Raw genomic sequence first — 18989 nt, 5'->3', positions numbered from 1 at the left:
TGTGCAGGCACCGAATCGCCTTTACGTGTGCAGCACATGCTGGTTGACTCAGGGCATGACCTTCGACCCCTATGCAAACCAGGGCGGTGCTGCGGCGTGGGATCCAGCCGCCGCAGCGGCGTCGAACGAGGCTGCCGACCAGTTATTCGCGGCGGAGACTAGCAACGTCTCCGATGCGGATGTGAGCGATGCAGAGTACGTGGAAGATGTCGCGACGGCAGAAGATGCCGAGTTCGTAGAAGATGTCGAGATCGATGGCGACCCGACGCAGCCTTATGACCTCAGCGATCCCGACGTATAGCGGCTACCACTCGCTCGGCGCTGGCTGCCGCGTCGACGGCAGCGCGGCATCCTGAGCCCACCGTTGCACCCACCCCGCCGGCTCCGTGTGCGGGGCATCAAAGCCAAGCGCAGCGACGAGTTCATTCATAGGAACCGTGCCGCCCGTTCGCTTGAGAAAGCGGGCCTTGAGCACGATCGATGCGTAGATCTCGCCCTTCACTACGAAGCGTTGCTCCATGTAGACGGCCCTGTCGTCGAAACCAGAAACCTTAGATTCCACTTCGAATTTCTGCCACGGCATGAGCGACTTTCTGTGCGTCATCGATGAGCTCTGCACGACGGGATACCACTCATTGCGCATCAGAGTGGCATAGACCCCTGTGCGACGGAGCAGGTCGAGCCGCCCCAGGTCGGAGATCGAAAGATAGCGCCCATTGTTCATATGGCGGTTGGTATCGAGGTCGGTCGGCAGCACCCGAAACGCGGTCGATGACACATCGAAAGGCCCCAGGGTCGAACGTCGACGGGAGAGAAAGAAGTGCAGCAGGGTACGCCAGATCAGGTTCACGTGGTCAGGCTAGCCGGGGGCTTAGCGCCCGCCCAGCCGACTGTGGAGTTGCAACAATCGCCGCCTAGAATCATGCAGTGTCCGTGCCGAAAATCCTGCTCTATTACTGTTTCACTCCGCTTGCCGACCCCGAAGCGATTCGCCTGTGGCAGCGCGACCTGTGTGAGGGTCTCGGCCTGAAGGGTCGCATCCTCATTTCGGAGCACGGCATCAACGGAACCGTCGGTGGTGACATCGCTGCGGTCAAGCGCTATCTGCGCAAGACGCGAGAGTACGCGCCGTTCAAAAGTATGGACGTCAAGTGGAGCGACGGCCAGGGAGACGACTTTCCCCGCCTGAGCGTGCGTGTTCGCGACGAACTCGTGAGCTTTGGCGCCCCCGGCGAACTCGAGGTGAATGCCGACGGCGTCGTCGGCGGCGGCCAGCGGCTCTCCCCCGAGCAGTTGCACGAACTCGTAGAAGAGAAGCAGGTCACCTTCTTCGACGGACGCAACGCGTTCGAGGCCGAGATCGGGCGGTTCCGCGGGGCGATCGTGCCCGAGGTCGAGACGACGCGCGATTTTGTCGCCGAGATCGAGAGCGGCAAATACGACCACCTCAAGGATGAACCGATCGTCACCTACTGCACCGGCGGCATCCGGTGCGAGGTCCTCACGAGCCTCATGCGCAACCGCGGATTCAATGAGGTCTACCAACTCGATGGCGGCATCGTTCGCTACGGCGAGAAGTTTGGCGACTCTGGCCTGTGGGACGGTTCCCTCTATGTTTTCGACCAGCGGATGGCCGTGCAGTTCTCCGACAACGCGGTCACGATCGGTGAGTGCTTTCTGTGCGGTGCAGCCTCGGACCGCATGACCAACTGTCACGACCTGTCGTGCCGGGTGCAGATGGTGGTGTGCGACGAGCACGTCGAGAGCGCGGCGTGCGCCGAGCATCCGCTCGTCTCTGTTTAGCCAGGATTAATGACGAAACGCCCCGAGTTGCCTCGGGGCGTTTCGCTGCTGTGGTCTTTGCGAGCCTGCTTACGGGCAGGTGACGGTGAGTCCGTTGTCGAGCTCCCAGATACCGGGACCGACCTCGGCACACTGCGCGCTCAGTGCTGCTGCTGCACCGACGACGACAACGATCAGGATGATTCCGCCGATGATCGAAAGGATGGAGATGATGATGCCGCCGATGGCGAATCCGTTGCCCATCCCGGCCTTCTTCGACTTCACCAGGGCAATGATGCTGATGACGAGCGAGACGACGTTGAACTGGAGGATCGAGAGCACGAGGCCGACAATTCCAAGGGTCTTGCCGGGGTTAACGGCGGGGGCGACAGGTGAGTTAACAGCGGTGGTTTCGGTCATGTGATTCCTCGTTGGTGAATATTGATGAATGCGCGCGACAGTGGTAGCGCGGTGGTTCTGTCCAGCGCTGCGGTATATCAAGCGGTGATGACTCTACTGGCAGCTGATACGGGTGCCGTTATCCAGGGTGTAGACGCCAGCCTTACGGCCGTCGCAGGCGCCGCCAATTCCGTTGTTCGTCGAGAGCAGCACCAACTGAAGCACCAGCAACACCGTCGTAATCACGCCCACGATGATCGAAACCGTTCCCAGCGTGCCAGCAAAGCCAACCGCGCGGGACTTTTTGTACGACACGATGCCGAGCGCAACACCGATGAGGCCAAGCGCGAGGCTCAGCACAATGCCCACGATGCCCAGAACTTTGCCGGGATCCTTCTCGTCGTAATCGTCGTGCGCCGTTACGTCGACAACCGGCACCGCGCCCGACGCAAAAGGCTCGGTCGGTTCGAGTTCGTCGTTGACTACCGACTCCCCTGCGCTCATTGCTCCCCCATCAGTGCGACGACGCTCGTGGACTTACACGCTGCGCAGACTGTATCGCGAGCGATACTCATGCCGCCACCCTACTTTTGGGGGGACCACCCCTCGCGCCGACGACCCTCTTCTACCAAGATGGGTTTATGCGCATAGGAATCCTCACCAGCGGCGGCGACGCCCCCGGACTCAACGCCGTCATCCGCGGTGCCGTCCTCAAGGGCGACAAGATGTACAACCAGGAGTTCGTGGGATTCCGAAGCGGATGGCGCGGCGTCATAGAAGAAGAGCTGCTGCCGCTTGGCCGCCACGAGGTCAGGGGAATCTCCAAGCAGGGCGGAACCATCCTGGGCACCTCCCGCACGAACCCCTTCGAGGGCAACGGCGGCCCTGACCGCATTCGCGAGGTGCTTGAGCGCAACGACATCGAATCGATCATTGCCATCGGCGGAGAAGGCACCCTCGCCGCCGCCCGCCGCCTCAGCGATGCCGGTCTGCCCATCGTCGGCGTTCCCAAGACCATCGACAACGACATCTCCGCAACCGACTACACATTCGGCTTCGACACCGCAGTGCAGATCGCAACGGATGCCATGGACAGACTGCGCACCACCGGCGACGCCCATGGCCGCTGCATGATCGCCGAGGTAATGGGCCGGCATGTGGGCTGGATCGCCCTGCACTCGGGCATGGCAGCCGGGGCGCACGCCATCCTCATCCCCGAGCAGAAGACGTCGATGGATCAGATCATCGAATGGGTGACCAGCGCCAGCGACAGAGGTCGCGCGCCGCTCGTTGTCGTTTCTGAGGGATTCTTGCTCGACACGATGGACGACACCCACCACGAGCGCGGGCTCGATGCCTTCGGCCGACCCCGACTCGGCGGCATCGGCGAGATGCTCGCCCCCATGATCGAGGAGCGCACAGGAATCGAGACCAGGGCAACGACCCTCGGCCACATTCAGCGCGGCGGCACCCCCACCTCCTACGACCGTGTACTCGCCACCCGCCTGGGCATGTCGGTGCTCGAGCTCGCACGCACCAAGCAGTGGGGAAAGATGGTGGCCCTTCGGGGAACCGACATCATCACCGTTCCGTTCGAGGATGCCCTCGGCCAGCTCAAGACGGTGCCGCAGCACCGCTACGACGAGGCCCGGGTGCTGTTCGGGTAGTCCTTTCAGCGGGGTGCCGCTAGCCTTGAGAGCGAAATGCTGCTCACGATGCTCAAGGCCAAGGTCCACCGCGCGACCGTCACCCAGGCCAACCTCCACTACGTCGGATCTGTAACGGTCGACAGCCTGCTGCTTGAGGCATCCGGAATTCTGCCCGGCGAGCAGGTCTCCATCGTCGACGTGACCAACGGCGCTCGGCTCGAGACCTACACAATTGCGGGCGAACCCGGCAGCGGCGTGATCTCGATCAATGGGGCTGCAGCGCACCTCGTGCACCCCGGAGACATCGTCATCCTCATCGCCTATGCGCAGATGACCCCCGACGAGGCGCGCGAGTTCGAGCCGTCGATCGTGCACGTGGATGCCGACAACCGCATTGTGCACCTCGGCACCGACCCGGCCGACGCCACAGGCACATCCGGCGAGCGCCCTCCTCTCGCTCTCTAGCCACGTGCGGCGACCCCTGGTCGCGGCACGCCACACCCGGTTAGGGTGAATCCCATGCGTGCCCTGTGGACTTCTCAGACCGACGATGCCATCACCACCGAGCTCACGGAGCTCGACGACTCCGTGCTGCACGACGATGAGCGAGCGCCCGGCGATGTGATTGTCGACATCGAGTATTCGGGCATCAACTACAAGGACGGCTTGGCGATCATGGGCAGGCCAGGGGTGATTCGCAATTACCCCCTCATCCCGGGAATCGACCTGGTCGGCACCATCGCCTCCATTGACACCAGCGCCCCGGATGCTGCGGATGCTGCGCCCAGATTCGCGGTCGGCGACCCCGTCATTGTCACCGGCTGGGGCGTCGGCGAGAGCTTTCACGGCGGGCTAGCGGAACGCGCGCGCGTCAAGTCGGAGTGGCTCGTCCCCCTGCCCAGCACCATTAGCGCAGCCCGCGCCGCCGCTATCGGCACCGCCGGGTTCACCGCCATGCTGGCAGTGCTTGCCCTCGAGAGGTCGGGCGCTCTCGAGGCAGAGGGCCCAGTATTGGTTACCGGCGCAGCGGGTGGTGTGGGATCTATCGCAACCCTCCTGCTTTCGCGGCTCGGCCACAGCGTCACTGCGTCGACCGGCCGACCGGAGCAGGCGGGCTACCTTCGTTCTCTCGGCGCCTCAGACGTCATCGACCGGTCGGAGCTTTCTGCCGTTGGTCGCCCTTTGCAAAAGCAGCGCTGGGCGGCGGCCATCGATGCGGTCGGCGGCGCGACCCTCGCCAATGTGCTCGCGCAGACCAACTACGACGGCGCTGTCGCATCGTGCGGACTCGCTCAGAGCGCCGACCTGCCCACAACCGTGATGCCGTTCATCCTGCGGGGCGTCAAGCTCCTCGGCATCAATTCCGTGCTGGCTCCCCTGCCGCTGCGCGAAACGGCGTGGGCGCGGTTGGCGCGGGACCTTGACCTCGACGCACTCGACTCGCTCACCACGACGGTTCCGCTGGAGGCGGCTATCGACCAGGCCGCCCTCATCCTCGAAGGAGGAGTTCGCGGCCGCACGGTGGTCGACGTTCGAGCCTAGTCAGTGCGGGCGGTGGGTCTTACTGTGCCTCGGCCGGGCGCTCGCGCGCATACTCGGCCAGGGCCTCGACCAGGGTTTCCGCCGTGCGATCGTCTGAGATCACATCGACCGTGAGGCCCGCCGCCCTGGCATCGAATGCGGTGCGCGGCCCGATGCAGGCCACAACCGTGGTCTCGGGCAGAACGCCGAGCTGCTCGGTAACCTCGCGGGCCACAATTCCCGAGCTGATCAGGATGGCGCTGATGCGACCTGAGGCGACATCGGCCTTAACCCGGTCGGCGACGGGAATGCCAATGACGCGGTGCGAAACGACAAAGTCGACATCGAGGCCCACATCGCTGAGGCCCTCTAGCCCGTGCGAGCCAATATCTCCCGCCAGGGGAACCAGGGCGGTTCCGCCGCGGGCATCCTCTGGCCACTCACGCAGAAGACCGCGCGGGGAGTTGTCGAGGCTCGGCACAAAGTCCACCTCGTAGCCAGCGAGGGTGAGAGCGGCGCGGGCCGTTTCTCCCACGCACGCGATGCTGGTGCGCGCCGGCACCTGCACTCCTCGCTGGTTGAGCACGTCGACCGACGTCGCGCTGCTCACGACAAGCCAGTCATAGAAACCCGCCTCAAGGCGTTCGAGCGCGGTGTCGAGCGGGGCGGTGTCTTCTGGCATGGAGAAGTTGATCATCGGTGCGACAACCGCGGTCGCCCCGAAGCTGCGAAGCGTTGCGGCGACGTTCTCACCGTAGGCGCCGCCGCGGGGCACGAGCACGCGCCAACCGGTCAACGGCTTTGCCGGGCGAAGGGGGGTCATATCCCCATCCTGCCCCTCCGCGCTCCCGTGTCCAAACCGAAGGCCCCGGCGCGGAGTTACCGCGCCGGGGCCTGATACGTGATTAGTCGTCGCTGAAGATTGCCCAGGCAACGAGACCGCCAACCGCGAGGAGCGCTGCAGTGGCGCCGACAATCCAGGGAACCGGATTCTCGTCGTAGGAGCGCTTCGCGTTTTCCGCGAGCTCAGATGCTCGCTTTTTGACGTTGAGCTTGTCCTCGAGCGCGTCGAGGGTTTCGCCCAGATTGTCGCGGGCGGCAGCGGCAGTAGCCGCTGGGTTGATCGTGTGGGAGTCCGTCATGATTCTCCTTTGTTGCTCGTAGCTGAGGTCGGTCGAACTGCTAACGGTTGACCCCGCGGATAACATCCAGGTCGCTCTTAACGCTCTCGATGGTCTTCTCGGGAACCGGTGGGGTGCCCTTCTTCATCACTCGATAGCCGATGAGCGCCAGAATCGCAGCGATGATCAGCAGAACGCCGGCGACGACAAGAGCCGCCGCCCAGCCGGGCATCACCAGCGACAGGGCCAAAACGGCCGAGGTCAGAAGCACGCCCACCATGAACAGCACGACGACAATAGCGCCGGCGATGAGGCCTGCTCCGAGGCCCAGGGCCTTGAACTTGGCGAACATCTCCGCCTTGAGCTGCTCGATCTCTGCGGTAACCAGCTCGGAGACGAGGCGCGGAACATCCGCGATCAGCTCAAACAGCGACCGTTTGGGAGGACGAGGAGTCGAGGTGGGGTCCGTCATGGTTCCTACTTCTGCGAAGCGCCAGTAGACGATGTCTTGGGCGTCGACTGGGCCGCGGCGGGCGTCGACGAACTCTTGGTCGTGGACTTGCTGCCAGATCCCGAGGACGACGACTTGCCGCCCGGCGTGACCTTCGAGACCTGAGAGACAACCTTCTTAGCGTTGTCCGAGATGAACTCCGCGACCTCGGGTGCCTTATCGCGAGCGAAATCTTCGACACGATCTACCTGGGTCTTTACGCGAGGATCGTTCCAAACCTTCTCGGCGGTCCGCTTGATCTGCTCGTAGCGTTCACGGCCAGCTTTCGCACCGAGAACGTATCCGGCGGCCAGTCCTGTAAGCAGCAGAATTTTTCCGCGCACGGTGACTCCGTTCCTGTTAGAGGGTGTTCAGTCGTCTCAGCGTAGTCCCGGAACGATCAGGAGTCCTTTGGCAAACTCCCAGAAACGGGGGTTGACGCCGTCAGTATACGTATTCAAGAATGTCTCGGCCCACCACGCGCATCGCATCGAGCACCCGCAGCCGGTCATGCAGCGACGAGTCCGTAAATTCAACCGTCACCGCGTAGGAGACCCCGGCTCGTCGACCCTGCAGCAGCCCAACATCCGACCGCACGCCCTCGTCGGTTCCCGTCTTGTTGATCAACTGAAGACCGTGACTGGATGCCCTGTGCGCGAGCGGGTCCAGCCCGAAGGCACTTGCCACCATCGAGAGGTCGGCATTGAGCGACAACCAGTCGAGAACCCGCTGGCTCGTGACCGAATCGACGACCTGCCCGCGGGCCAGAGCGTAGAACAACCACGCGAGTTCAGCGGTGGATCCCACAGAAAGCTGCGGAGCATCATCCGGCCCCCGTGTCGTGCGAACCCGGTCGAGCAGTGCCGTGCGGGTGAGCCCGAGCGATTCCGCCCGCATGCGCACCGCCTCGATGCCGATGTGCCGCAGCAGCACGTTCGTCGCAACGTTGTCGCTCGCGGCGCCAATGAGAAGCCCCATGTCGCCGAGCGGCAGCGTCGGTACCTGCATGCGGTGCCACAGCCCCGAATCGGCGATCGCATCCGCGGGCGTCTTATCGAGGATCGTAGGGATCGAGGGATCCCGCGTCGTGATGCGAGCAGCAGTCTCCACGAGCAACAAGACCTTGCCAACACTGGCCGTGGGCAGGGCAACCCGATCATCGATCGCCAGGAGCGGCAGGCCTGTCACAAGGTCGAGCACTGTTGCCGAAACCCTCGCACCCTCATACGCAAGCTCACCGAGGGCGGCGAAACTCGTCGCAAAGCTCTCCGACACGTCGGATTCGCGATGCCGGCCAGCGCGAGTGTCTCGCTGGCGGCTGCGTCGGTGTTGCGAGGCTGAAACCACTTCTCCTACTTCGCGCGCGTCGCCAGATGGTCACCTATCGTGCCTCGGGGTGGCGGCGCGCTCATGTCATCGAGTCACAACTCGGCGTCGGGGGGATTGATCCAACGTCTCATATTTGGGCGACGAGGCCAAGGCCATGGACCTCCATCGGACAACCCGCTACCAGATCGTGACGCGCTCCTGCGGGTCGAGCCACAGCTCGTCGCTCTCCGTGACGCCGAAGGTGTCGTAGAAGGCATCGATATTGCGAACGATCTGGTTGCAGCGGAACTCATTGGGCGAGTGCGGGTCTATCGCCAGCAGGCGGATGACCTCTTCGTCGCGCGCCTTGAGCTGCCAGGCCTGAGCCCACGACAAGAAGAATCGCTCGGCTCCAGAGAGCCCTTCAACGACGGGCGGCTCCTCTCCGCCGAGCGAGATCAGGTAGGCCTTCCAGGCGATGCCGAGGCCGCCCAGGTCGCCGATGTTCTCGCCGATCGTGAGCGCGCCGTTGACGTGGTGGTCTGGTGTCTGGCGGGGCGCAAGAGCGTCGTACTGGGCGATGAGCGACGACGTCAAGCGCTCGAAGGCGGCGCGGTCCTCGTCGGTCCACCAGTCGGTGAGCAGGCCATTGCCGTCGTAACGCGACCCCTGATCGTCGAAGCCGTGGCCGATCTCGTGGCCGATCACGGCGCCGATCGCGCCGTAGTTGGCCGCAGCATCCCGCTCCTCGTCAAAGAACGGGTACTGCAAAATCGCGGCGGGGAAGACGATCTCGTTAAAACCGGGGTTGTAATAAGCGTTGATTGTTTGCGGCGTCATGAACCACTCGTCGCGGTCGATGGGGCGGCCGATCTTGCCCAGCTCGCGCTGGAACTCCACCTCGGCGGCGGCGCGAACATTGCCGATCAGGTCAGTGGGGTCAACCTCGAGCGCCGAGTAGTCGCGCCACTTAACCGGGAATCCGATCTTGGGCGTGAACTTCTCCAGCTTCTCGAGCGCGCGCACACGGGTCGCATCCGTCATCCACGGCAGCTGCGCGATGCTCTGGCGGTAGGCCTCGATGAGGTTGTCGACCAGCACATCCATGGCGGCCTTTGCTGTGGGTGGAAAGTGCCGCTCCACATAGATGCGGCCAACGGCCTCACCCATCGCTCCCTCAACGAACGAGACGCCGCGCTTCCATCGGGCCCGCAGCTCTGGGGTGCCGGTGAGAGTGCGGCCATAGAAGTCAAAGTTGGTCTGCACGAAGTCGTCGCTCAGGTAGGGGGCCGAGGCACGGATGACCTGCCAGCGCAGCCAGTCCTTCCACGCGTCGAGCCGGTCGTCTGTGAGCAACTCGCCGAGACCCTCCATGAAGCTCGGCTCGCGCACGACGATCTCGTCAAAGCTTGAGGCGGGCGGCTGCATTGCGTCGCGCCAGGCGTTCAAGTCGAGCCCGCCCGTCGCGGGAACATCGGCCCAGGCCCGCAAATTGTAGGTTGCCTGGCTGTCGCGGGTGCGCACGTTGTCCCAGTGCAGACCGGCGATGTCGGTCTCGAGGGCGACGATTCTGGATGCGGCTGCCGCGGCATCCTGCACGCCGGCGAGGGAGAGCATCCGCTGAACGAAGGGCTCGTAGGCCTCGCGCACCGATGCGAACTTCTCGTCGCGGTAGTACGACTCGTCGGGCAGCCCGAGGCCACCCTGCTCCGCGAATACGAGGTAACGCTCGGGGTTGCCGGGGTCATTGTCCACAAACAGCTGCAGGAACCCGCCAACACCCTGCCGCTCAAGGCGGCCAAGTGTCGTCACAAAGTTGGGCACAGAGTCGACGGCATCAACCTGGGCGAGCGCGGGCTTCAGTGGCTCGGCACCCAGCTTCTCGATGCGTTCGGTGTCGAGAAAACTCGTGAACAAGTCTCCGAACTTGCGCTGCTCGGTGCCGGGCTCGGCATCCACCGACTCCTCGATAATGTCGCGGACGGCCTTCTCGGCCTCCTCGGCAAGAACATAGAACGAGCCATAGCGGGCCTTATCCGAGGGAATCTGGGTTCTCTTGATCCAGCGCCCGTTGACGTGCCTGAACAGGTCATCCTGAGGTCGGATGGTGGGGTCAAGTTCGTCGAGGTCGATGCCGGAATTCGTCATGTCTTCACCCTAGTAAATGCTGCATGGATGCACCCGGCTAACAGTATGATCGGCTGACTTACCCGAGCCCGAGAACAAGGACGTTCATGGCCACCACCGCCGCTACTTCAGCGCCCACTCGTCTAGGTGGCCGCACCTGGACATCCCTCGTGATTTTGGGCCTCGTCGGCCAGCTCGCGTGGGCTGTCGAGAACATGTACCTCAACCTGTTCGTCTACGACACGATTACGGATGACCCCACGGCAATTGCGGTGATGGTTGCGGCGAGCGCAATCACGGCAACGCTGGCGACGTTCCTCGTCGGAGCGGCATCCGACCGGCTGCGCAAGCGACGCATCTTCATCGCGGGCGGCTACGTTCTTTGGGGGCTCTCAACGGCGGCCTTCGGCTTTGTCAGCGTCGACGGCATTGCCACGATCGCCGCAGCCGGCAACGCCGTGGTCATCACCGTCGTCGCAGTAATCCTGCTGGACTGCATCATGAGCCTGTTCGGCTCAGGCGCCAACGACGCAGCCTTCAATGCGTGGGTTACCGAATCGACCGTTCCGAGCAATCGGGGACGCGTCGAGGGCGTGCTCTCCGTAATGCCTCTTCTGGCCATGCTCATTGTCTTCGGCGGCTTCGACGGGCTCACGCAGGCTGGGCAGTGGCGCGAGTTCTTCATCATCATCGGCCTGCTCACGACTTCGGTCGGCGTGCTCGCCTGGTTTCTGGTCAAGGACTCCCCCACGATGCAGGCGCAGACCGACGGCTACCTGAAGGCCGTAATCCACGGGCTGCGCCCCAGCGTGATGCGCGCGACCCCTCAGCTCTACGTGACCCTCGCGGTGCTTGCCGTCGTGAGCATCGGCGCCCAGGTCTTCATGCCATACCTGATCATCTACATCCAGCGGTATTTGCGCATCGACGGCTATGCGATCGTGCTCGGAAGCGTGCTCCTGTCGGCGGCAATCCTCAGCGTGATCGGCGGCCGCGTGATCGACAGGGTGGGCAAGGTGCAGTTCATGACGCCCGCGATCCTGATCTTCGCTGCAGGGCTTGCCGCCATGTTCTTCGTGCGCGGCATGGTGCCCGTGATCCTCGCGGGCATCGTCATGATCACTGGTCTCATGCTCACTCTCGCCTCGACCTCCGCGACCATTCGGGACTACACGCCCGCCGACCGGGTCGGCAACGTTCAAGGGCTGCGGATGATCGCTGCCGTGCTCATCCCCATGATTATCGGCCCGTTCATCGGCTCAAGCGTGATCATCGGCGCCAACGAGACGTACCTCGACCTCGGCGTCGAGAAGCAGGTTCCCACCCCGTGGATCTTCGTTGCCGCGGCCATCGTCGTGCTTCTCGCCCTGATCCCGGTGCGAAAGCTGGCGAAGTCGTGACCCTGCTCACCCCGTGGGGTGAGGCGCTCGATCGCTCCTCCGTTCTGCCCGAGTACCCCCGCCCGCAGCTCGTGCGGGAGAGCTACCTCAACCTCAACGGCGTATGGGATTATGCGATCGTGCCCGGGCAGGCGTTCACGGAGCCCGCAGCGTGGGATGGCGAGATCGTCGTGCCGTTCTCCCCCGAGGCCCCGCTCTCGGGAGTCGAACGTCAACTGATGCCGGGCGAAACGCTCTGGTATCGCCGCTCGGTAACGCTCCCAGAGGGTTTCATGCAGGGACGAGTTCTTCTGCATTTTGGGGCCGTGGATGAACGCTGTCGCGTCTATCTCAACGGCGTAGAGGTCGGCTCGCACCAGGGTGGCTACCTCCCGTTCTCCGTCGACGTGACAGAGTCGCTCACGTCGGGAACGGCCGCGCTCACGGTGGCCGTCCACGACGACAGCGACACCGCATCGCACTCGCGCGGCAAGCAAAAGCTCACACGCGGCGGAATTTGGTACACCGCACAGTCCGGCATCTGGCAGACCGTGTGGATCGAATCGGTGCCGCCGGTTTATGTTGAGCGGCTCGTGATCACGCCACAGCTGGCCGATTCAGCAGTCGACATGCTCGTCGAGACCTCCGCACCAGGCTCGGCCAGCGTCACAGGCTCGGCTAGCGTCACCGTCTCCGCCGACGGCACCGTCGTCGCCGTCGCCCAAGTCTCCCCCGGCACTGCCGCGCGCATCCCTCTCCCCGACGTTCGGGCGTGGAGCCCCGAGCATCCGTTTCTTTACGACGTCACGGTGACGCTCGGCGACGACACCGTCACCAGCTATTTCGGTATGCGATCGTTTGGCGTCGGCCCCGATGCATCCGGGGTTCAGCGCCTACTGCTCAACGGCAAGCCCTTCTTTCACGCGGGAGTGCTCGACCAGGGCTACTGGCCAGACGGGCTCTACACGCCGCCCTCCGACGAGGCGATGATCTACGACATCCAGACCATGAAGGACCTCGGCTTCACGATGCTGCGCAAGCACATCAAGATCGAGCCGATGCGCTGGTATCACCACTGCGACCGCATCGGCATGCTCGTGTGGCAAGACGCCGTCAACGGCGGCAGCAGCTACAACCCGGCCGTCATCACGATTCCCGCCGTGGCACCGCTGCGGCTCAACGACAAGCACTATCGGGCATTCGGGCGGGCGGATGCCGGTGGCCGCGAGCAATTCCGTCGCGAACTGCGCGACACGGTCGAGCTGCTGCGCAGTGTGCCCAGCCTCGCCCTGTGGGTGCCATTCAACGAGGGGTGGGGGCAGTTCGACGCGCTCGATGCCACCCGCGAGCTGCGACAGCTCGACCCCACCAGGCCGGTGGATCACGCGAGCGGATGGCACGACCAAGGCGGCGGCGACCTGCACAGTCTGCACGTGTACTTTCGAGCATTCCGGGCACCGCGGGCGGATGGCAGAGTGCTCGCGCTCACCGAATACGGCGGCTACAGCCTGCGCATCCCGGGGCACGAGTGGGGCGCGAGCGTGTTCGGTTACAAGCGCTTCGACGACCCTGCTCGTTTTGCCGACGCCCTCGTAAGACTTCACGAGGAGCAGATTGTGCCTGCGATCGCCCAGGGGCTCTCCGCCACCGTCTACACGCAGCTCAGCGACGTCGAAGGCGAGATCAATGGCCTGCTCAGCTACGACCGGCGCGTGGTCAAGGCTCCCGCCGAGCGTATCCGGGCCTTCACGGCTCAGCTCCGGTTGTAACCGAGCGGCCGCGCAGGCCCAGCCAGCGCTAATCTCGACGAGGCCCTTTTGCGGCCAGCACCGCACATCAGCATTCAACAAGGAGCACCATGGCACTTCCCTGGAAACTGCACGGCGACGGCAAGGATGTCGCCGCTAGCGAGATCGTCATGCCCGAGGAGCGTCTGAGCTGGCCCCGCACGATCGGATTCGGCGCCCAGCACGTTGTCGCGATGTTCGGTGCGACCTTCCTCGTGCCGCTGCTCACGGGGTTCTCCCCCAGCACCACCCTGCTGTTCTCGGGCATCGGCACACTGCTGTTCCTGATCATTACGCAGAACAAGCTGCCCTCCTACCTGGGGTCGTCGTTCGCGTTCATCGCGCCGATCACGGCCGCCGTGGCATCCGATGGCAAGAGCGTCGCCCTCGGCGGCATCATCGTGGTCGGAGCTCTGCTCGCGATCATCGGCGTCGTTGTGCACCTTTCGGGCACCGGCTGGATCAACAAGCTCATGCCGCCCGTCGTGGCCGGCACGATCGTCGCCCTCATCGGCTTCAACCTCGCCCCCGCCGCCAAAAACAACTTTGAACAGGCACCTCTCACCGCGGGCGTCACGCTGCTCTCGGTCGTCCTCGTCACGGTTCTCTTCAAGGGGATGCTCGGCCGCCTCTCGATCGTCATCGGCGTCGTCATCGGCTACCTCTTTGCCATGACGCAGGGCGAGGTCGACCTCAGCGCCGTCGAGGCTGCCGCCTGGGTAGGCCTGCCGGAGTTCATCACGCCCACCTTCGGCTTCGAGTACCTGCCGCTGTACCTGATGTTCCTGCCCGTCGTGCTCGCGCTGATCGCTGAGAACGTCGGACACGTCAAGGGCGTCGGCCAGCTCACCGACCGCAACCTCGACCCCCTCACCGGTCGCGCCCTCTTCGCCGACGGCCTCGCTACCGTCATCGCCGGCATCGGCGGCGGTTCGCCCACCACCACGTACGGCGAGAACATCGGAGTCATGTCGGCGACGCGCGTCTTCTCGACCGCCGCCTACTGGGTCGCTGGCATCGCCGCCATCCTGCTCGGCCTCTCCCCCAAGATCGGCGAGATCATCTTCACGATCCCCGCGGGAGTTCTCGGCGGCGTCACGACTGCGCTCTACGGGCTCATCGGCATCATCGGTGTGCGCATCTGGGTAGAGAACAGGGTCGACTTCGGCAAGCCGAAGAACCAGTTCACCGCCGGCATCGCCCTCATCATCGCCATCGCCGACTTCACCCTCGGCGGCGACGGCATCACGTTCGGCGGCATCATCCTGGGCACGGTCGCAGCGCTCGTGGTTTACCACCTGATGTCCCTCATCGGACGCCTGCGCGGCACCGACCGCTAGGCACCCCCTCGAGGCAACCGCTCGAGGCAACCGCTCAAGGTAACTCCGTCGAGGGGTCCCATATTCGCCCTCCCGCGCTTCGGGAAGTCGAATATGGGACCCCTCACCCGCTGTGCGCGGGCAGGGCGCGGGCGGCGCAGGCACGCGCCGCGAGTAGGTTGGGCGTGTGAAGAAGCTTGACCGGGACATCCTGACCCTGGCCGTCCCGGCGCTGGGGGCACTGGTCGCCGAGCCCCTGTTTCTGCTGGTCGACACTGCCATGGTCGGGCATCTGGGCGGGGATGCTCTGGCCGGCCTCGGCATCGCCAGCGCCATTCTGCAGACCATCGTGGGGTTGCTGATCTTTCTCGCCTATGCCACGACCCCCACGGTCGCGCGTCGGCTGGGCGCTGGCGACCGCCCCGGCGCGATCCGCGCGGGAATCGACGGCATGTGGCTTGCGCTTCTGATCGGCGTCGCTCTCGTTGTCGTGGGGGTGCCCCTGAGCGGCGGGCTTATCGGACTATTCGGGTCGAGCTCGGCAGCAACCGAGGCTGGGGTCACGTATCTCTCTATTTCTCTGTGGGGAATCCCGGCGATGCTGCTCGTGATCGCGGCATCCGGTCTGCTGCGGGGGTTGCAGGATACTAAGACGCCGCTCGTGGTGGCCACCGCCGGCTTCGCCGCCAATGCCGTGCTCAACGCCGTGTTCATTTTTGGTTTCGGCTGGGGAATCGCCGGTTCCGCGGCCGGAACGGTTGTCGCGCAGTGGGGCATGGCCGCCGTCTACGTGGTGATCGCGGTGCGGGCGGCCCGGCGAGATGATGTGTCGCTGCGGCCGGGGTTGGCCGGTGTGACGAGCGTCGCGGGCTCCGGCACCTGGCTGCTCGTGCGCACGGCATCGCTGCGGGCGGCAATGCTTGCCACGGTTTTTGTCGCCTCGGGAATGGGGGTCACCGAGGTGGCCACCCTGCAGATCGCGATGACGATTTTCTCGACCTTGGCGTTCATCCTCGATGCCCTCGCCATCGCCGGCCAGGCGATGATCGGTCACGGCCTGGGGGCGGCGAACGTTCCGCGGGTGACGGCAATCACGCGGCGGCTCATCCAGCACGGGCTCATCGCCGGGGTGGGCCTTGGCGTGACAATCGCCCTGCTCGCACCGCTGCTCGGCCCACTGTTTTCGAACGATGACGCGATCCGCGCCGCTCTCACCCCCACCCTGTGGGTCATGGCGATCGGGGTGCCGCTCGCGGGTTTCGTGTTCGTGCTCGACGGCGTGCTCATCGGGGCAGGGGACGCACGCTATCTGGCTCTCACCGGTCTTGTGAACCTCGCGATGTATGCCCCGCTGCTGCTGTGGGTTGCGATTGCTTCGGATGCTGGCGGCGGCCCTGGTGCGAATGCTGCGGCGGAGATGACCTGGCTGTGGCTCGCGTTCGGCTGGGGCTACATGGGGGCCCGAGGCCTGACACTCGGCCTACGGGTGCGCACGACGCGGTGGATCGTTACGGGAACCAGCTAGAAGCTCGGCGGCAGCGACGCGCTGGCGCTCCCCGGCCTCTACTCGGCGGCCTCTACTCGGTGGCCTCTAGTCGGTGGCGCGGGGCGCCGCCGTCGTGGCGCCGCGGCGGAACGTGCACCGCAGCAGCGTTGGTTTGGGCGTCTCGCCGGCGAGCAGTCTGGCGATGCCGATCCCCGCCGCCCTGCCCTTTTCGACGGCGGGCTGCACGAGGGTTGTGAGGTTCCACGGGCCGTAGCCGTCGAGGCGGATGCCGTCGAAGCCGACGACGCTGATGTCCTGCGGCACCGAAAGCCCGAGTTCTTCTGCCGCCCTGAGAATGCCCACGGCGAGCAGGTCGCTCTGCGCGATGATCGCGGTGGGGCGATGCTCGGCATCGGAGAGCAGCGCACGCCCGGCGGCAATGCCTGAAGCTGTTGAGCTGGCGGGCGCCATCCACCCGCGTAGCGTGGTGAACACGTCGAGCACTCCGCTGAGCCGCTGGGCCGCCGTGTAGGAGGTGGCTTCCTCTTGCCAGTCGGCACTGAGTGGTCCGGCCACATGCTGCGGTCCGAGCGGCAGCGTCACGACGGCAATGTCGCGATGTCCGAGCTCGTAGAGGTGTCGCGCCGCCGTTGCGCTCGCCTCTCGGTTGTCGAGCGCGATCTCGAGCACGCCCTCCATCGGCTCGGCCTCGATGGCCACGATCGGGATTCCGCGGCGGCGCAGCACGGAGACGGGGCGGTCGAGGCGGGTGCTGCATCCGACCAGCACAACAGCATCCATCGCCGCGGTTTCGATGGGACCCGGTCGACGCGGGGCTTGCGATTCCGGCTCGTCGGTGTCGGGCAGCAACAGCAGTGCTGTTCCCAGGCTCGACGTGCCATCGGAGAGGCCGTCGAGCATGGCGATGTTCATGGGGTCGCGAAACGCGTCCCGAACCCGTTCTTCTATGACGACTCCGATGACGCCGCTGCGGCCGCTGCGCAGGGAGCGGGCAACGGGGTCCGGGCCGCCGTAACCCAGGGATTCTGCCGCCGCGAAAACCCGGGCTCGGGTCGCGTCAGAGACGGGACCAGCCCCGCTGAAGGCGAGGGATGCTGTCGAACGTGAGACTCCGGCGCGCTGAGCGACCTCCGCGAGGGTCGGCCGGTGCCCGCTCGCAGCGGGGTGATGCTCATGCTTGGTGGAATCGCTCATGGCTTGCTAGCCTAATCGAACCGATTCGATCGAATCGATTCGACCCCTCTCTCTTCAGGAAACATCGCTTCGTGAATAGCATCAGCAACGACATCCTCGCCGGGGGTATCACCCGTCGCCAGGCGACGACCTGGCGCAACGGCATCTTCATGCTATTCGGTGTCAGCGGGCTCGCGCTTGCCAGTTGGCTAGCGCGAACGCCAGCGGTGAAGCAGGCTCTCGACCTCTCGACCTCCGACATGGGCCTGCTGTTGTTCGGCATAGCGATCGGTTCACTGTGCGGGCTACTGCTCTCAAGCCACCTGATCGCCCATTTTGGGGCTCGCTCGGTGATGCTCGCGAGCCTTATCGCGCTGGCCGTTGGGCAGGTGGTGACGGGATTTGCCATCACCGGCACGCCCTCCTTCGCCCTCGCATTCGCAGGCCTCTGCCTGCTCGGCGCCGGCCTCGGCACCTGCGATGTGGGCATGAATCTCTCGGGTGCGGTCACTGAGCGGGTACTGGGCCGCACGATGATGCCGGTTTTTCACGCATTTTTTAGCATCGGCACCATCCTCGGCGCCCTTCTCGCTGCGGGCGCCGAACTGCTCAACATCTCGCTGCTGGCGCAGAACATTGCCGTGGGCATCGCCGTGGTCGTCATAGGCGGTGCCGGGGTGCGGATGACGCAGTCCGAGCACATTCTCGAAACCCCCTCCGAATCGGGCGAGGCACCCTCTCGGTCGACCTGGAGAGAACGCCTGCTCGTCTGGCGCAACCCGCGCATTCTCGCCATCGGGGTCATCGTGCTCGGCATGGCACTGGCGGAGGGTGCGGCCAACGACTGGCTCACCCTTGCCGTCGTGCAAGAGCACGGCGTCGCTAACGAGACCGGCGCCCTCATTTTTGGCGTGTTTGTGACGGCAATGACGGCCGGTCGGCTCGCGGGCGTTCGCGTCATCGATCGGTTCGGGCGCGTTCCGGTGCTGCGAGCGTGCGCCGTGCTGGCCGTCATTGGCCTGAGCCTGGTGATCCTCGTGCCCATCCTGTGGATCGTCATCGTTGGCGTAGTGCTGTGGGGGCTCGGTGCATCCCTCGGATTCCCCACCGGAATGTCCGCCGCGGCGGACGACCCCCGCACCGCCGCCGCGAGTGTGAGCGCCGTCGCCACAATCGGCTACCTGGCGTTTCTCGCCGGCCCGCCCATGATCGGTTTCGTCGGCGAGCAGATCGGACTACTGGGAGCACTGGGGCTCGTTCTCGTGCTCATCATCATCGCCGGATTCGCCTCGCCCGCAGCACGTGAGCCTCAGGAACAACGCATGAGCCGCTAAGACGCTCGTTTTTGGCCGATCACACCGCTGAGCACCGCACCCACGGCAGCAGGTGCAGCGAAAGCGACAAATCCCCCACTGCTCCACGTTCGC

The 18989-nt window shown here is 64.8% G+C and carries 20 protein-coding genes; 10 read left to right on the top strand and 10 right to left on the bottom strand.

What is annotated here, in order from left to right:
* Window positions 1-55 precede the first annotated feature (55 nt).
* On the top strand, window positions 56-301 hold the full coding sequence (locus C2138_RS00290) for a hypothetical protein (protein WP_159078091.1): 246 nt from the start codon (window positions 56-58) through the stop codon (window positions 299-301).
* Window positions 302-304: 3 nt separating this feature from the next.
* Here C2138_RS00290 and C2138_RS00285 read toward each other — a convergent pair whose 3' ends face one another.
* Entirely contained in the window at window positions 305-850 is a 546-nt protein-coding gene (locus C2138_RS00285; protein WP_108514593.1) for an acyl-CoA thioesterase, read from the bottom strand.
* A 77-nt stretch (window positions 851-927) separates the two neighbouring features.
* Here C2138_RS00285 and trhO point away from each other — a divergent pair, with 77 nt between their 5' ends.
* Window positions 928-1803: an oxygen-dependent tRNA uridine(34) hydroxylase TrhO gene (trhO, locus tag C2138_RS00280; RefSeq protein ID WP_108514591.1), complete on the top strand. Its 876-nt coding sequence runs from the start codon at window positions 928-930 to the stop codon at window positions 1801-1803.
* A 69-nt stretch (window positions 1804-1872) separates the two neighbouring features.
* Here the strand turns inward: trhO and C2138_RS00275 are convergent, their stop codons facing one another.
* Window positions 1873-2202, bottom strand: a complete 330-nt coding sequence (locus C2138_RS00275) for a hypothetical protein (protein ID WP_108514590.1) — start codon at window positions 2200-2202, stop codon at window positions 1873-1875.
* Window positions 2203-2295: 93 nt separating this feature from the next.
* Entirely contained in the window at window positions 2296-2685 is a 390-nt protein-coding gene (locus C2138_RS00270; RefSeq protein ID WP_108514588.1) for a hypothetical protein, read from the bottom strand.
* A 137-nt stretch (window positions 2686-2822) separates the two neighbouring features.
* Between C2138_RS00270 and C2138_RS00265 the strand changes: the two genes are divergently transcribed.
* Genes C2138_RS00265 through C2138_RS00255 form a run of 3 tightly spaced genes read left to right on the top strand, consistent with a single transcriptional unit; the run spans window position 2823 to window position 5372 of the window.
* A complete protein-coding gene (locus C2138_RS00265; RefSeq protein WP_108514586.1) occupies window positions 2823-3848 on the top strand; it encodes a 6-phosphofructokinase in 1026 nt (341 codons plus the stop codon).
* 36 nt (window positions 3849-3884) lie between these two features.
* Window positions 3885-4295, top strand: coding sequence for an aspartate 1-decarboxylase (panD, locus tag C2138_RS00260; RefSeq protein WP_108514585.1), 411 nt, complete (start codon window positions 3885-3887; stop codon window positions 4293-4295).
* Between the two features lie 54 nt (window positions 4296-4349).
* Window positions 4350-5372: an MDR family oxidoreductase gene (locus C2138_RS00255; RefSeq protein WP_108514583.1), complete on the top strand. Its 1023-nt coding sequence runs from the start codon at window positions 4350-4352 to the stop codon at window positions 5370-5372.
* A gap of 19 nt (window positions 5373-5391) precedes the next feature.
* Here C2138_RS00255 and C2138_RS00250 read toward each other — a convergent pair whose 3' ends face one another.
* From C2138_RS00250 to C2138_RS00225, 6 genes are all read right to left on the bottom strand, one after another.
* Entirely contained in the window at window positions 5392-6174 is a 783-nt protein-coding gene (locus C2138_RS00250; protein WP_108514581.1) for a uroporphyrinogen-III synthase, read from the bottom strand.
* A gap of 82 nt (window positions 6175-6256) precedes the next feature.
* Window positions 6257-6493: a DUF3618 domain-containing protein gene (locus C2138_RS00245; RefSeq protein ID WP_108514579.1), complete on the bottom strand. Its 237-nt coding sequence runs from the start codon at window positions 6491-6493 to the stop codon at window positions 6257-6259.
* 40 nt (window positions 6494-6533) lie between these two features.
* Window positions 6534-6944 (bottom strand): phage holin family protein, encoded by a 411-nt coding sequence (locus C2138_RS00240; protein ID WP_108514577.1) that lies wholly within the window; start codon window positions 6942-6944, stop codon window positions 6534-6536.
* A gap of 5 nt (window positions 6945-6949) precedes the next feature.
* Window positions 6950-7306 carry a YtxH domain-containing protein gene (locus C2138_RS00235; protein WP_108514575.1) on the bottom strand — a complete coding sequence of 119 codons (357 nt, stop codon included), beginning with the start codon at window positions 7304-7306 and terminating at the stop codon, window positions 6950-6952.
* A gap of 100 nt (window positions 7307-7406) precedes the next feature.
* Window positions 7407-8237, bottom strand: a complete 831-nt coding sequence (locus C2138_RS00230; RefSeq protein ID WP_241961133.1) for a serine hydrolase — start codon at window positions 8235-8237, stop codon at window positions 7407-7409.
* Between the two features lie 231 nt (window positions 8238-8468).
* On the bottom strand, window positions 8469-10418 hold the full coding sequence (locus C2138_RS00225; protein WP_108514572.1) for a M13 family metallopeptidase: 1950 nt from the start codon (window positions 10416-10418) through the stop codon (window positions 8469-8471).
* An 86-nt stretch (window positions 10419-10504) separates the two neighbouring features.
* Between C2138_RS00225 and C2138_RS00220 the strand changes: the two genes are divergently transcribed.
* The 4 genes from C2138_RS00220 to C2138_RS00205 all read left to right on the top strand — a co-directional run bounded on the left by C2138_RS00220 (window position 10505) and on the right by C2138_RS00205 (window position 16407).
* The gene (locus tag C2138_RS00220; protein WP_108514571.1) at window positions 10505-11797 is read left to right on the top strand and encodes an MFS transporter; all 1293 of its coding nucleotides are present in this window, start codon (window positions 10505-10507) and stop codon (window positions 11795-11797) included.
* Complete coding sequence (locus C2138_RS00215) at window positions 11794-13545, top strand: glycoside hydrolase family 2 protein (protein ID WP_108514569.1); 1752 nt, start codon at window positions 11794-11796, stop codon at window positions 13543-13545. Before C2138_RS00220 ends, C2138_RS00215 begins: the two co-directional genes overlap by 4 nt.
* A gap of 89 nt (window positions 13546-13634) precedes the next feature.
* Window positions 13635-14903 carry a uracil-xanthine permease family protein gene (locus tag C2138_RS00210; RefSeq protein ID WP_108514567.1) on the top strand — a complete coding sequence of 423 codons (1269 nt, stop codon included), beginning with the start codon at window positions 13635-13637 and terminating at the stop codon, window positions 14901-14903.
* A 166-nt stretch (window positions 14904-15069) separates the two neighbouring features.
* Complete coding sequence (locus C2138_RS00205) at window positions 15070-16407, top strand: MATE family efflux transporter (protein WP_241961132.1); 1338 nt, start codon at window positions 15070-15072, stop codon at window positions 16405-16407.
* Window positions 16408-16473: 66 nt separating this feature from the next.
* Here C2138_RS00205 and C2138_RS00200 read toward each other — a convergent pair whose 3' ends face one another.
* A complete protein-coding gene (locus tag C2138_RS00200; protein WP_108514565.1) occupies window positions 16474-17583 on the bottom strand; it encodes a LacI family DNA-binding transcriptional regulator in 1110 nt (369 codons plus the stop codon).
* A 71-nt stretch (window positions 17584-17654) separates the two neighbouring features.
* On the opposite strand from C2138_RS00200, the gene C2138_RS00195 reads away from it, so the two are divergent.
* Window positions 17655-18896, top strand: a complete 1242-nt coding sequence (locus C2138_RS00195) for an MFS transporter (RefSeq protein WP_199286546.1) — start codon at window positions 17655-17657, stop codon at window positions 18894-18896.
* Window positions 18897-18989: the final 93 nt, after the last annotated feature.

The sequence above is a fragment of the Salinibacterium hongtaonis genome, assembly GCF_003065485.1.
Classification (GTDB): domain Bacteria; phylum Actinomycetota; class Actinomycetes; order Actinomycetales; family Microbacteriaceae; genus Homoserinimonas; species Homoserinimonas hongtaonis.
Note: the sequence above shows the minus strand (reverse complement) of the source record. Positions and strands in the feature narration are given on the sequence as shown.

What these genes read in the sequence shown, in the direction of transcription:
- C2138_RS00220 (WP_108514571.1), top strand. Translation starts at nt 10,505, where the DNA reads ATGGCCACCACCGCCGCTACTTCAGCGCCCACTCGTCTAGGTGGCCGC.
- C2138_RS00240 (WP_108514577.1), bottom strand. Translation starts at nt 6,944, where the DNA reads ATGACGGACCCCACCTCGACTCCTCGTCCTCCCAAACGGTCGCTGTTT.
- C2138_RS00250 (WP_108514581.1), bottom strand. Translation starts at nt 6,174, where the DNA reads ATGACCCCCCTTCGCCCGGCAAAGCCGTTGACCGGTTGGCGCGTGCTC.
- C2138_RS00225 (WP_108514572.1), bottom strand. Translation starts at nt 10,418, where the DNA reads ATGACGAATTCCGGCATCGACCTCGACGAACTTGACCCCACCATCCGA.
- C2138_RS00245 (WP_108514579.1), bottom strand. Translation starts at nt 6,493, where the DNA reads ATGACGGACTCCCACACGATCAACCCAGCGGCTACTGCCGCTGCCGCC.
- C2138_RS00210 (WP_108514567.1), top strand. Translation starts at nt 13,635, where the DNA reads ATGGCACTTCCCTGGAAACTGCACGGCGACGGCAAGGATGTCGCCGCT.
- C2138_RS00275 (WP_108514590.1), bottom strand. Translation starts at nt 2,202, where the DNA reads ATGACCGAAACCACCGCTGTTAACTCACCTGTCGCCCCCGCCGTTAAC.
- C2138_RS00265 (WP_108514586.1), top strand. Translation starts at nt 2,823, where the DNA reads ATGCGCATAGGAATCCTCACCAGCGGCGGCGACGCCCCCGGACTCAAC.
- C2138_RS00255 (WP_108514583.1), top strand. Translation starts at nt 4,350, where the DNA reads ATGCGTGCCCTGTGGACTTCTCAGACCGACGATGCCATCACCACCGAG.
- C2138_RS00200 (WP_108514565.1), bottom strand. Translation starts at nt 17,583, where the DNA reads ATGAGCGATTCCACCAAGCATGAGCATCACCCCGCTGCGAGCGGGCAC.
- C2138_RS00270 (WP_108514588.1), bottom strand. Translation starts at nt 2,685, where the DNA reads ATGAGCGCAGGGGAGTCGGTAGTCAACGACGAACTCGAACCGACCGAG.
- C2138_RS00290 (WP_159078091.1), top strand. Translation starts at nt 56, where the DNA reads ATGACCTTCGACCCCTATGCAAACCAGGGCGGTGCTGCGGCGTGGGAT.
- panD (WP_108514585.1), top strand. Translation starts at nt 3,885, where the DNA reads ATGCTGCTCACGATGCTCAAGGCCAAGGTCCACCGCGCGACCGTCACC.